The 13,197-nt window shown below is 73.9% G+C and carries 10 protein-coding genes; 8 read left to right on the forward strand and 2 right to left on the reverse strand.

Annotated features, from left to right (window positions below):
- Positions 1-54: 54 nt before the first annotated feature.
- From ACFRAV_RS26555 to ACFRAV_RS26565, 3 genes are all read left to right on the forward strand, one after another.
- Positions 55-1,155, forward strand: a complete 1,101-nt coding sequence (locus tag ACFRAV_RS26555; RefSeq protein WP_382558847.1) for a glycine betaine/L-proline ABC transporter ATP-binding protein — start codon at positions 55-57, stop codon at positions 1,153-1,155.
- Positions 1,155-3,782 carry an ABC transporter permease/substrate binding protein gene (locus ACFRAV_RS26560; RefSeq protein ID WP_382558849.1) on the forward strand — a complete coding sequence of 876 codons (2,628 nt, stop codon included), beginning with the start codon at positions 1,155-1,157 and terminating at the stop codon, positions 3,780-3,782. The genes ACFRAV_RS26555 and ACFRAV_RS26560 overlap by 1 nt, the downstream gene beginning before the upstream one ends.
- A 270-nt stretch (positions 3,783-4,052) precedes the next feature.
- Positions 4,053-4,637, forward strand: a complete 585-nt coding sequence (locus ACFRAV_RS26565) for an XRE family transcriptional regulator (protein ID WP_351112506.1) — start codon at positions 4,053-4,055, stop codon at positions 4,635-4,637.
- 43 nt (positions 4,638-4,680) lie between these two features.
- Here ACFRAV_RS26565 and ACFRAV_RS26570 read toward each other — a convergent pair whose 3' ends face one another.
- A complete protein-coding gene (locus ACFRAV_RS26570) occupies positions 4,681-5,874 on the reverse strand; it encodes a TDT family transporter (protein WP_382558852.1) in 1,194 nt (397 codons plus the stop codon).
- A gap of 71 nt (positions 5,875-5,945) precedes the next feature.
- Here ACFRAV_RS26570 and ACFRAV_RS26575 point away from each other — a divergent pair, with 71 nt between their 5' ends.
- A complete protein-coding gene (locus ACFRAV_RS26575) occupies positions 5,946-6,896 on the forward strand; it encodes a LysR family transcriptional regulator (RefSeq protein ID WP_382558854.1) in 951 nt (316 codons plus the stop codon).
- Between the two features lie 456 nt (positions 6,897-7,352).
- Here ACFRAV_RS26575 and ACFRAV_RS26580 read toward each other — a convergent pair whose 3' ends face one another.
- Positions 7,353-8,051 (reverse strand): gamma-glutamyl-gamma-aminobutyrate hydrolase family protein, encoded by a 699-nt coding sequence (locus tag ACFRAV_RS26580; RefSeq protein ID WP_382558856.1) that lies wholly within the window; start codon positions 8,049-8,051, stop codon positions 7,353-7,355.
- A gap of 201 nt (positions 8,052-8,252) precedes the next feature.
- On the opposite strand from ACFRAV_RS26580, the gene ACFRAV_RS26585 reads away from it, so the two are divergent.
- From ACFRAV_RS26585 to ACFRAV_RS26600, 4 genes are read left to right on the forward strand one after another with little or no spacing between them, the layout of a single operon-like run.
- Positions 8,253-9,617: a glutamine synthetase family protein gene (locus ACFRAV_RS26585; RefSeq protein WP_382558858.1), complete on the forward strand. Its 1,365-nt coding sequence runs from the start codon at positions 8,253-8,255 to the stop codon at positions 9,615-9,617.
- 25 nt (positions 9,618-9,642) lie between these two features.
- Positions 9,643-11,037, forward strand: a complete 1,395-nt coding sequence (locus ACFRAV_RS26590) for an aldehyde dehydrogenase family protein (protein WP_382558860.1) — start codon at positions 9,643-9,645, stop codon at positions 11,035-11,037.
- Entirely contained in the window at positions 11,034-11,825 is a 792-nt protein-coding gene (locus tag ACFRAV_RS26595) for a 3-oxoacyl-ACP reductase (RefSeq protein WP_382558862.1), read from the forward strand. Before ACFRAV_RS26590 ends, ACFRAV_RS26595 begins: the two co-directional genes overlap by 4 nt.
- 27 nt (positions 11,826-11,852) lie before the next feature.
- Entirely contained in the window at positions 11,853-13,130 is a 1,278-nt protein-coding gene (locus tag ACFRAV_RS26600; RefSeq protein ID WP_382558864.1) for a haloacid dehalogenase-like hydrolase, read from the forward strand.
- Positions 13,131-13,197: the final 67 nt, after the last annotated feature.

The following is a 13,197-nucleotide window of genomic DNA, read 5'->3' on the forward strand; positions in this document are numbered from 1 at the left end:
CGTTGCAGTTGCCAACGGGCCGGAGGGTTCGGACGGCAGGACGAGAGGCTGAACGTGTCATCCAGATTGCGGGCCGAGAACGTTTACAAGGTCTTCGGCAGAAGACCCGAGCAGGCGGTGGAGCGGCTGCGCGGGGGCGCCGACCGCGAGGAGCTGAGGGCCGACGGGGTCACCGCCGCCGTCGTCGACGCCTCCTTCACCGTCGAGCCGGGTGAGATCTTCGTGGTCATGGGCCTGTCCGGGTCCGGCAAGTCCACGCTGCTGCGCATGCTCAACGGGCTGCTCGAGCCCACCGCGGGCAGCGTCAGCTTCGACGGGCAGGACCTGTCCGCGCTCTCCGCCGCCGAGCTGCGCACCCTGCGCTCACGGCGCATCAGCATGGTCTTCCAGCACTTCGCGCTCTTCCCGCACCGCACCGTGCTGCAGAACGCCGCCTACGGCCTCGAGGTCCAGGGCGTTCCGCGCGCCGAACGGGAGAAGCGCGCCACCGAGTCGCTCGCCCTGTGCGGCCTGGAGGGCTGGGAGAAGTCCTGGCCCGACGAGCTGTCCGGCGGCATGCGCCAGCGCGTCGGCCTCGCCCGCGCCCTGGCCACCGACGCCGACCTGCTGCTGATGGACGAGTCCTTCAGCGCCCTCGACCCGCTGATCCGCCGCGAGATGCAGGACCAGCTGCTCGAACTGCAGAAGACCCTGCACAAGACCATCGTCTTCATCACCCACGACCTCAACGAGGCCATGCGCCTCGGCGACCGCATCGCCGTCATGCGCGACGGCGAGATCGTGCAGATCGGCACCGCGGAGGACATCCTGGTCCGCCCCGAGGGCGAGTACGTCGCCTCCTTCATCCGGGACGTCGACCGCTCCAAGGTGCTGACCGCGGCCTCCGTGATGGACCCCGCCGCCGGCGGCGGCAAGCCCGGCTGCGACTGTCCCGCGGCCGGCCCGGACACGCCGTTCGACGAGCTGTGCGCCTTGGGCGCGCGCACCGGCCACCCCGTCGCCGTCGTGGACGCCGCGGGCGATCTGGTCGGCACCGTCTCGCAGGAGCGGCTGGTCGCGGTGATCGGCGACGTCGACCCCGACGACGCCGAGGGCACCCGGCGGAGCGCCGACTGCGGCCGGCCGGCCGCCGGCGCCGGGGAGGTGGCCGCCTGATGCCCCGCATCACCTTCGGCGAGTGGGTCAACAGCGGGGTCGAATGGCTCCGCGCACACCTCGCCTGGTTCTTCGACCTCTGCAAGACCGTCTTCGAAGGCGCCTGGGACGGGCTGGACGCCGTCCTGCAGGCGCCGGAGCCGCTGCTGATGACCGGCATCCTGGCGGTCGTCGCCTGGCGGCTGCGCGGCCTGTCGGCCGGCCTCCTCAGCTTCCTCGGCTTCGCGTTCGTGGACGCGCTCGGCCTGTGGTCCGACTCCATGTCCACGCTCGCGCTGCTGCTGGTGGCGACCGTCATCGCGCTCGCCGTGGGCGTGCCGGTGGGCATCTGGGCCGCCCGCTCGGACCGGGTGAGCGCCGCAGTGCGCCCGGTGCTGGACTTCATGCAGACCCTGCCGGCCATGGTCTACCTCATCCCGGCCATCATCTTCTTCGGCACCGGCGCCCCCGCGGGCATCGTCGCCACCCTGATCTTCGCGGTGGCCCCCGCCGTCCGCCTCACCGAGCTGGGCATCCGCCAGGTCGACCCCGAACTGGTCGAGGCGGCCGAGGCGTTCGGCACCACCCGCCGCAACACGCTGCTGCGCGTCCAGCTGCCGCTGGCGCTGCCCACCGTCATGGCGGGCGTCAACCAGGTCATCATGCTGGGCCTGTCCATGGCGGCCATCGCCGGCATGGTCGGCACCGGCGGGCTCGGCGGCGCGGTCAACGAGGCCATCGGGCAGCTCGACGTCGGGCTCGGCGCGGAGGCGGGCCTGTCGATCGTGATCCTCGCCGTGTACCTCGACCGGATGACCTCCGCACTGGGCCGTGAGCTGTCGCCGCTGGGCCGCCGCGCGGCCGCGGCCGTGCGCGCCACCGGGCTGTCGCGGGTGCTGTCCTACCGGCCCCGGCCGGTCGTCGCGGGCGTCGGCGTGGTCGCGCTGGCGCTCACCGCCGGCCTGCTCGGCGCGGTCGGCGGGACGGGCACCGCGCCCGCCACCGCCGTCGGCGACGCCGCGGACGTCGGCAAGGGCAAGAAGGTCACCATCGGCTACGTCACCTGGGAGGAGGCCGTCGCCTCCACCTTCGTGTGGAAGAACGTGCTGGAGCAGCGCGGCTTCGACGTCGAGGTGCAGCAGTACGAGGTGGCGCCGCTGTACACCGCGCTTGCCAACGGCGACATCGACTTCCAGACCGACGCCTGGCTGCCCACCACCTCCGGCCCCTTCCTGAAGAAGCACGGCGGCAAGGTGGAGAACCTGGGCGCCTGGTACGGGCCCACCTCGCTGGAGCTGGCCGTCCCCGCGTACATGGACGGCATCGACTCGATGGCCGACCTCAAGGGCCGCGCCGACGAGTTCGGCGGGAGGATCACCGGCATCGAGCCCAGCGCGGGCGAGATGGAGCTGCTGAAGAACAAGGTGCTGCCCGCCTACGGGCTGAAGGACGAGTACAAGGTGGTCGACAGCTCGACCCCGGCCATGCTCGCCGAGCTCAAGCGTGCCTACACGGCGAAGAAGCCGATCGCCGTCACCCTCTGGTCGCCGCACTGGGCCTACAACGACTTCGAACTGAAGAAGCTGAAGGACCCCGAGGGCGCCTGGGGCTCCGGCGACAAGATCCACACGCTGGCGCGGGACGGGTACTCGCAGGAGAACCCGGTCGTGGCCGGCTGGCTGCGCGACTTCTCGATGTCCGAGAAGCAGCTCACCGGGCTCGAGGCGGAGATCAACGCCGCGGGCAAGGGCAACCAGGACAAGGCCGTCAAGGCGTGGCTGAAGAAGCACCCCGAGCTGGTCGACAAGTGGGCCCCGCTCCAGGGCGCGAAGGACGGCAAGGGCGACGCCGAGACCCGGCAGCCGCTGGAGGTCGCCTGGTTCCCGTGGGAGGAGGACGTCGCCGTCACCTACCTCTGGAAGCACGTCCTGGAGGAGCGCGGCTACCGGATGAACCTCAAGCAGATGGACGTCGGCCCGGTCTACACCGGCCTCGCGAGCGGGGACGTCGACCTCAACTTCGACGCCTGGCTGCCGCACGCCCAGAGCAACTTCTGGGAGAAGACCAAGGACGACCTGACCGACCTCGGCAGTTGGTACGAACCGACCTCCCTGGAGATCGCCGTGCCCTCCTACGTCAAGGGCGTCGACTCCATGGAGGACCTCCGGGGCCGCGCCGAGGAGTTCGACGGCCGGATCATCGGCATCGAGCCGGGCACCGGCGAGATGAACCTGCTGAAGAAGGACGTCCTGCCGGCCTACGGGCTCGAGGACGAGTACGAGGTGGTCGACGGCTCCACCCCCGCCATGCTCGCCGAACTCAAGCGGGCGTACGCGGAGAAGAAGCCGGTGGCGGTCACCCTGTGGTCGCCGCACTGGGCCTACGACGAGTACGAGCTGACCAAGCTCGCCGACCCGAAGAAGGCCTGGGGCGCGGGCAACAAGATCCACACCATCGCCGCCGGGGACTTCACCGAGCGGTACCCGCGGCTCGCCGGCTGGATCAAGGGCTTCCGGATGTCCGAGAAGGAGCTCGCCTCGCTCGAGGCGGAGATCGTCCGCCGGGGCAAGGGGAAGGAGCCGCAGGCCGTCGAGGCCTGGCTCGAGGAACACCCGGACGTGCCCGGCCGGATGACCTCCGGCGGGTGACGGCCGCCGGTTGGGACGTCTCCTCGTGCACGGGGAGGATCCGGACGGCCACGTAGTGCTACGCTCCGACCCCGGCTGCCCTCGCAGCCGGGGTCGGACCCGTTCGCACGGTCCGTCGTGCGACGGACGCGGACGGTGACGGTTCGTCGAGTTCTGTTTGGCCGCAGGGCCGGGGGTCAAGGAAGTCTTCGACAGGACTTCCCGCACCATGGAGTACGCGCGGTTCTTCTCGGGCGCGCGCCGACAGCAGCGAGGGAGGGAGCCGGAGCGATGGGCGACCACAAGGAACAGCCCCTTCGGGTGGGGGCGGCCGTCCGGCGGCGCCGACGCGCGCTCGAGCTCACCCTCGCCGCGGTGGCCGAACGCAGCGGCCTGTCCGTGCCGTTCCTCAGCCAGATCGAGAACGAGCGGGCGCGGCCCAGCCGGCGGTCCCTGGACAAGGTCGCCGACGCGCTGCGGACCACGGCGGTGGAACTGCTGGCGGCCGCCGACCCGGCCTGCAGCGTCGACCTGGTGCGCGGCGAGGGCTTCGGCGACGAGAGCGCGGTGCCGGCGGTGGGGGAGACGCGGACCCGCACGCTGGTACGCGGGCACCACCAGATGCACGCCACAGAGATCAGCGGGGAGTACGACGCGGGGCGCGAGTTCCAGCACCGCAACGACGAGCTGATGTACGTCGCCGACGGCGCGGTGGAGGTCGAGGCCGAGGGCCGCGCCTACCGGCTGGGGCGCGGCGACACGCTCTACCTCACCGGCGGGGTCCGGCACCGGTGGCGGGCCACCGAGCCGGGGACGCGGGTGGTGGTGGTCGCGGTGGCCGAGCACATCGAGGCGACGCAGGACCGGGCGCGGTAGGACCGGGCGGTGCGGGGCCCGTCGCCCCGTCCCGCGGAGGGGGTCAGACCGTCGCCGGGGTGCGCCCGGGTGCGTTTTCCGGGGCGGCGGCTTCCACCGGAGCGGTGACGGGCGTGGCCGGCGACATCCCGGCGGTTGCCCGCCCGCCCGCCGGAACGGCCCCCGGAGCGGCCCCCGGGCCGGCCAGGAGGTCGCCGCGGAACAGGCCGCGGGCGGTGCCGAACGCGGCGGCGGCCCACGCGGCGAGCAGCATCGCGAACAGGGCCACCGCGAGGGCGTCGAACACGGCAAGGCCCGTCCGGTGTCCCAGCGCGGTCGCGCCGGTCACGCAGGTCCCCACCGGGAAGGTGAACGCCCACCAGGTCATCGCGAAGCCCATGCCCGCGCGGACCGCGCGCACCACCAGGGCGGCGGCGAGCGTCAGCCACAGCAGGCCGAAGCCGGTCACCGGGACGCCGTAGAGCACCGCCATCACGTCCGCGGCCTCGGCGTACGGGGCGGGGACCGTGCCCGGCGCGACGGCCGCGAGGTTCCCCGCGGCGGTGGTCGACTGCCCCAGCGGTCCCAGCACCAGGAACAGCGTCGGGGTGAGGGCCAGGGGCGGCGGTCCGCCGGTGAGGAGCCGGGCGAACACCGCGGGCAGGGTCACCAGCACCGCCAGCAGGCTCAGGCCGAAGAGCGCCAGGCACAGCGCGAGCATCGTCCGCCGGGCGGCGCCCTCCGGCAGGTGGGGGACCAGCAGCGGGCCCAGCGCCGCCGAGACCATCGGCGCGACCAGCGGCAGCAGCCAGGCGGGCGCGGCGTCGGCGAGGGAAGGGCGGTGGCGCACCACCATCAGGTACGGGACGGCGACGGCCGCCGCCAGGCCCGTCAGCGTGCCGGCGGTGAACAGCGCGGCGTCCAGGGCGACGGCCGCGGGCAGTCCGATCCAGTCCCGGCCGACCGTCACCGCGCCGCCGCCCACGGCCAGCAGCGCCATCGACAGGCAGCCGTAGAACGGGGCCACGGCGACGTCCAGCAGATGGCGGCGGGCCTGGTCGCCGTGGTGCCGCCAGTGCAGGGCGCGGGCGGTCAGCAGCGCCGCCAGCATCAGCAGGGACAGCGCCCACAGGCCGGCCCAGAGCCCGCGCAGCCCGCCGAGCGGTGCGGGAAGCCCCGCGCCGGCGGTGCCGAGGACGGCCGTGCCCATGACGGCTGCGTACCAGTTGGGGCCGAGATGACGTACTGCGCGGATCATGTCCCCCAGCGTCCGGCGCGGGCCCAGGGGCGGGCAGAGGGCTCGTTCCTATGAGGACATAAGCTGAGGTTATGAGCAGCCGCCCCGACGACCAGCACGACGCCCGGCACGACGCCTCCTACGTGGCCGGGTCCCTCGCCCACCGGGTGCCGGACCTCGGGGCGCTGGAGCTGCTGCTGGCGGTGGCGCGGCTGGGGAGCCTGGGCCGGGCGGCCCGCGAACTGGGCGTCTCGCAGCCGGCGGCCAGCAGCCGGGTGAGGTCGATGGAACGCCACCTCGGGCTGGCCCTGGTGGACCGCTCGCCGCGCGGCTCCCGGCTCACCGACACCGGGCAGCTGGTGGCGGACTGGGCCCGCAAGGTGGTCGAGGCGGCTGCGGCGTTCGACGCGGGCACGCAGGCGCTCAAGGACCGGCGGGACTCGCGGCTGCGGGTCGCGGCCAGCATGACGATCGCCGAGTACCTGCTGCCGGGGTGGCTGATCGCGCTGAGCGAGCGGCGGCCCGGCACGGCGGTGTCGCTGCACGCGGGCAACTCGGCGGAGGTGGCGCGGCGGGTGCGGTCCGACGAGGCCGACCTCGGGTTCGTGGAAGGGCTCACCGTGCCGGAGGGGCTGGACTCGGCGGTGGTCGCGCACGACCTGCTGCTGGTGGTCGTGGCGCCCGGGCACCCGTGGGCGCGGCGGCGGCAGCCGGTGACGGCCGAGGAGCTCGCCCGCACACCGCTGATCCTGCGCGAGGAGGGGTCGGGGACGCGGCAGGTGCTGGAGGTCGCGCTCGGCGGGCTCACCCGGCCGCTGATCGAGCTGTCCTCGACGACGGCGGTGAAGACGGCGGCCGTCGGCGGGGCGGGGCCGGCGGTGGTCAGCGAGCTGGCGGTCGCGGAGGAGGTGGCGGCGCGGCGGCTGGTGCCGGTGCGGCTCGACGCGTCCCTGCGGCTCGGGCGCGACCTCCGCGCCGTCTGGCCCACCGGCCACCGCCCCGTGGGCCCCGCCCGAGAACTCCTCACCCTCACCCGCGTCTGACCCGCGCCCCACGGCCCATCGCGGGCTGCTGTGCGCTGCGCGCCGGCTCCCTCCCCCCTGCGGGCAATCGGGCCGCGGGGCGATGGGGGTCCCCCGGACGGAGTCTGGGTGAGGGTGGGCGCAGGGGCCCACGTCCTCGCGAGACGGCTTGCCGCACCCTCCTGCGGGCGGCTGGGCCGCCCGGAGGGCGGCACGGGCGGGCGCAGGGGCCGGCGCCTCCGCGGCGAGCGGCTCGCCCCCCGTGCGCAGGCCGACGGCACCGTACGCACGGGACCCGCGCCGCGCGGCCAGGCCGAGCCCCGGTGGACAGCACCGTTACGTTCCCCCGACCCGCCCCCTTCCCAGGAGGGACCTGACGTCCCGTGGAGGGCCGCGCGCAGGGGGTGCGGCAAGAGCCGCGAGGGGTGGGCACGGGTTCCGGTGGGGTGAGCGGCGAGGAGGGGCGGGGGCGTGAGGTTACGCGCGGGCCGGGGCGGTGGCGTGGGTGAGGGCGTGGAGGAGGCGGAGGTCGGTGGCCATCTCGGGGTGCCACTGGACGCCGAGGACCAGGTCGGGCCCGGGCCGCTCGACCGCCTCGACCGTGCCGTCGGACACCGCCCGCGCCGCCACCACCAGCCCCGCCCCCAGCCGGTCCACCGCCTGGTGGTGGAAGGACGGCACCGAGGTCACCTCGGGGACCAGTTCCGCGTACCGGGTGCCCGGGACGGGCGCCACCGCGTGCCGCCCGAACGCACCGGGCGCCCCCGCGTGCCCGTCCAGGTGCTGCACCAACGTGCCCCCGAGCGCGACGTTGAGCAGCTGCATGCCGCGGCAGACCCCCAGCAGCGGCACCCGCGCCTCCAGCGCCGCACGGATCAACGCCAGCTCCCACGCGTCCCGCTCCGGCGCCGGCGGCCCCGTGCGGGGGTCGCGCTCCGCGCCGTAGCGCGCGGGGTCCACGTCCGGGCCGCCCGCGATCAGCAGGCCGTCGAGCCGGGCCACCGTCTCCGCCGCCCGCCCGGGCTCGTCCGGCGGCAGCAGTGCCGCGATGCCCCCGGCCCGCTGCACCAGCCGGTGGTAGCCGGACGGCAGCAGCGCCGCGTCCAGCTCCCACGCGCCCCACCGCACCCCCGCCTCCAGGTAGGTGCTGACCCCGATCAACGGACGTCCGGTCATACGGCACTCCTCCCACGGTCCTGCCGCACACCTTTGTGGGTCCCGTTCAGGTTTTCAACCTGAGGGAAACGGAGCCCCAGGGGGCCGAGGGCGCCCCGGAACCCCCGTCGCGCCCTCTTCCCCGGTGAACGCCCCGAACCGTACGTTAAGGATCCCGGCAGGCCGAACAGCCTGTGCGTGAGCCCGAAGGAGGACCGTCCCGTGGCCGACCGCACCCCCCACCTCGGCGTCGACGAACTCAAGGCCCTGGTGACCTCCGGGGAGATCGACACCGTCGTGCTCGCCTTCACCGACATGCAGGGCAGGCTGCAGGGCAAGCGGTTCGCCGCCCGCTTCTTCCTCGACGAGGTGCTCGACCACGGCACCGAGGGCTGCAACTACCTGCTGGCCGTCGACACCGAGATGAACACCGTCGACGGCTACGCGATGTCCTCCTGGGAACAGGGCTACGGCGACTTCGCCATGTACCCCGACGTCAGCACCCTGCGGCGGATCCCCTGGCACCCCGGCACCGCCCTGCTCACCGCCGACCTCGCCTGGTCCGACGGCAGCCCCGTCGCCGAGTCGCCCCGGCAGATCCTGCGCCGCCAGCTGGACCGGCTGGCCGCCCACGGGCTGACCGCCAAGGCGGGCACCGAGCTGGAGTTCATCGTCTTCAAGGACACCTACGAGCAGGCATGGGACGCCGGTTACCGCGGGCTCACCCCGGCCAACCAGTACAACGTCGACTACTCGGTGCTCGGCACCGGCCGGATGGAGCCGCTGCTGCGCCGCATCCGCAACGAGATGGCCGCCGCCGGGATGGTCGTGGAGTCCGCCAAGGGGGAGTGCAACCCCGGGCAGCACGAGATCGCCTTCCGCTACGACGAGGCGCTCACCACCTGCGACCAGCACGCCCTGTACAAGACCGGGGCCAAGGAGATCGCTGCGCAGGAGGGCCTCTCGCTGACCTTCATGGCCAAGTACAACGAACGCGAGGGCAACTCCTGCCACGTCCACCTCTCGCTGTGGGACACCGACGGCCGCAGCGTGATGTCCGGCGACGGCGAGGACGGCATGTCGGAGACCATGCGGTACTTCCTGGCCGGACAGCTCGCCGCGCTGCGGGAGTTCACCCTGCTGTACGCGCCGAACATCAACTCCTACAAGCGGTTCCAGCCCGGCTCGTTCGCGCCGACCGCCGTCGCCTGGGGCCACGACAACCGCACCTGCGCGCTGCGCGTCGTGGGCCACGGGCAGTCCCTGCGCTTCGAGAACCGGCTGCCCGGCGGCGACGTCAACCCCTACCTCGCCCTGGCCGGCCTGATCGCGGCCGGCCTGCACGGCGTCGACCAGAAACTCGAACTCCCCGAGGCCTGCGCCGGGAACGCCTACGCGGCCGGCTACGCCCGGGTGCCCGGGACCCTGCGGGACGCCGCCGACCTGTGGGAGCACAGCGACATCGCCCGCACCGCCTTCGGCGACGAGGTGGTCGACCACTACCTGAACATGGCCCGCGTCGAGGTCGCCGCCTACGACGCCGCGGTCACCGACTGGGAGCTGCGCCGCTCCTTCGAACGGCTCTGAGACCCACCGCGGAGAACGGAACGGCATGAGCAACCCGTACGACCTCGACGTGCTCGACCCGGCCACGGCCAAGGTGATCGCCACCGTCCCGGGAGCCACCGAGGAGGACGTCGACACGGCCGTCCGCCGGGCCGCCCGCGCGCAGACGGCGTGGGCGGCGCTGGCCCCCGGCGAACGCGCCCGCCTGCTGCGGCGGTTCGCGGCCGTCGTCGACGAGCACGTCGAGGAACTGGCCCGCACGGAGATCCGCGAGGCGGGGCACACCGCCGGCAACGCGCGCTGGGAGGCCGGCAACGTCCGTGACCTGCTGGACTACGCGGCCGGCGGCGTGGAACGGCTGAACGGCCGCCAGATCCCGGTGGCCGGCGGCCTCGACGTCACCTTCCTCGAACCGCTCGGCGTGGTGGGCGTGATCGTGCCGTGGAACTTCCCGATGCCCATCGCCGCCTGGGGGTTCGCCCCGGCCCTCGCGGCGGGCAACGCGGTGGTCCTCAAGCCCGCCGAGACCACCCCGCTCACCGCGCTGCGACTGGCCGAACTGGCCCTGGAGGCAGGGCTTCCCGAGCACCTGCTCCAGGTGCTCCCAGGGCGCGGCGACGTCGCGGGCGAGGCACTGGTCCGCCACCCGGGCGTCTCCAAGATCGTCTTCACCGGCTCCACCCGGGTCGGGAAACGCGTGATGGCCCTCTGCTCCGACCAGGTGAAACGGGTGACCCTGGAACTCGGCGGCAAGAGCCCCAACATCGTCTTCGCCGACGCCGACCTGGAGGCCGCGGCCGCCGCCGCCCCGATGTCCTTCCTCGACAACGCGGGGCAGGACTGCTGCGCCCGCACCCGGATCCTGGTGCAGCGTCCGGTGTACGACCGCTTCCTGGAGCTGCTGGAGCCCGCCGTCGCGTCCGTCAGGGTGGGCGACCCCTCGGACGAGGGGACGCAGATGGGACCGCTGATCTCCCGCACCCAGCTGGAGAGGGTGCGCACCCTGGTGGACGGCGCCGTGGACGGGGGCGCCGCCCCCGCGATCCGCGGCGAGGCGCCCGACGGCCCCGGCTTCTGGTTCCCGCCGACCGTCCTCACCGGCGTCGCGCCGCACGCCCCGGCGGCCCGCGAGGAGATCTTCGGGCCGGTGGCCGTGGTGCTGCCCTTCGAGGACGAGGCGGACGCCGTCCGGCTCGCCAACGACTCCGAGTACGGGCTCTCCGGCTCCCTGTGGACCCGTGACGTGGGCCGCGCCCTGCGGGTCTCCCGGGCCGTGCGGGCCGGCAACCTGTCCGTCAACTCGCACTCCAGCGTGCGGTACTGGACGCCGTTCGGCGGCTTCGGCTCCTCCGGGATCGGCCGGGAGCTCGGCCCGGACGCCCTGGCCGCCTTCACCGAGACCAAGAACGTCTTCATCAGCACGGAAGGGTCCGACCGATGACCGACACCACTCAGCAGCCCGTCTGCCGCCGCCTCGTGGGCCGCACCGCCGTCGTCACCGGAGCGGGCAGCGGCATCGGCCTGGCCACCGTCCGCCGCCTCGCCGCGGAGGGCGCGCACGTGGTGTGCGGCGACGTCGACGAGACCACCGGCAAGGCCGCCGCGGACGAGGCCGGGGGCCTGTTCGTGAAGGTGGACGTCACCGACCCGGAGCAGGTGGAGGCGCTGTTCCGCACCGCCTTCGAGACCTACGGGTCGGTGGACGTCGCGTTCAACAACGCCGGCATCTCGCCGCCCGACGACGACTCCATCCTGGACACCGGCCTGGAGGCGTGGAAGCGGGTCCAGGAGGTCAACCTGACCTCGGTGTACCTGTGCTGCAAGGCCGCCATCCCCTACATGCGGCGGCAGCGCAAGGGCTCCATCATCAACACGGCGTCCTTCGTGGCCCGGATGGGCGCGGCCACCTCGCAGATCTCCTACACCGCCTCCAAGGGCGGCGTGCTGGCGATGTCCCGGGAACTGGGCGTGCAGTTCGCCCGCGAGGGCGTCCGCGTCAACGCCCTGTGCCCCGGCCCCGTCAACACCCCGCTGCTCCGGGAGCTGTTCGCCAAGGACCCCGAGCGGGCCGCACGCCGGCTCGTGCACATCCCGGTCGGCCGGTTCGCGGAGGCCGAGGAGATCGCCGCCGCCGTGGCCTTCCTCGCCAGCGACGACTCCTCCTTCGTCAACGCGTCCGACTTCCTGGTGGACGGCGGCATCTCGGGCGCGTACGTCACGCCGCTGTAGTGGACAGAGGTGTACGGTCCCGGGCATATGGGACACCTGAAGCGACGACGCCTGTTCCTCCGTACCGCCCGGACCCTCGCCGCGGCCATCGCCCTGGTGGCCGCGGCGGCCCCCGCACCCGCCGCGACCCCGCAGGCGGCCCCCGCCGCCGACTGCCCCCGGCTCACCGGGAACTGGGCCGGGGGCAACCGGGACCGCCTGCAACGGCTGATCGACACCGTCGGGCCGTGCGCCACCGGCCACCGCGGGGCGCGCCCGGTCGCCGTCTTCGACTGGGACAACACCCTCGTCAAGAACGACGTCACCGACGCCACCCTCTCCTGGGCGCTGCGCCACGACCGGCTGCGGCGGCCCGCCGACTGGTCCGACACCAGCCCGTGGCTCACCCCCGCCGCCGAAGGCGCCCTGCGGGCGGCCTGCGGAAGCAAGCCGGCCGCAGGGGCGATGCCCACCTCCGCGATGCCCGCCTGCGCCGACGAGATCTCCCTCATCCGCGAGACCGGACGCACCGCCGCCGGCGAACCCGCCTTCGCGGGGTCCTGGAACCACCGCCGCACCGTCCCCCAGTACGCCTGGGTGCCCCGGCTGTTCGCCGGACTCACCGAGCAGGAGGTCCGCGAGGTGGCCGCCGCGGCCCGCGAGGAGGCTCTGGCCGCGCCGGTCGGCTCCACCGTGCGCCTGGGCACCCGCTCCGTTCCCGGCTGGGTCCGCTACTACGGCCAGCAGCGCGAACTCGTCGCCGCCCTGCGGAAGGCCGGGTTCGCTGTCCACGTGGTCTCCGCCGGATTCGAGCCCGTCACCGAGGTCTGGTCACGGGCCCTCGGCGTGGACGCCCGGCACACCGTCGCCATCCGCGCCGTCACGGACGCGCGGGGGCGGATCACCATGGACGCCGAGGGCTGCGGGGGAGTGGGCGTCAACCGGGGCGAGGCGATCCCGTACATCGAGGGCAAGCGCTGCTGGATCAACGAGCGGATCTACGGGGTGCGAGGCGCGGCCGCCTGGGAGCGGCAGCGGCCCGCGCGCCGTCCCGCGCTCGGCGCGGGCGACGCGGACACCGACGTCACCTTCGTCGGCGACGCCACCGGGCTGCGGGTGGTGCTGGACCGGCACAAGCCGGAGATCATGTGCCGGGCGCTCGACGACGCCGACCGCAGGTGGCTGGTCCAGCCGATGTTCCTCGAACCGCTCGCGCCGCCGCGCGGCCCCTACCCCTGCTCGACGACGGCGTTCACCCTGCCCGACGGCGGCGCGGCCCCGGTCCGGCGGGACGACGGCACCGTCATCCCCGACCAGCCCCACTGAATACCGCCCGCCTGTCGCCCGGAGGCCGCCTGTCGCCCGGAGGTGAGCCCCGGATTCGCTGCTGGAG

It is taken from the genome of Streptomyces sp. NPDC056600, assembly GCF_042792855.1.
Taxonomy (GTDB): Bacteria; Actinomycetota; Actinomycetes; order Streptomycetales; family Streptomycetaceae; genus Streptomyces.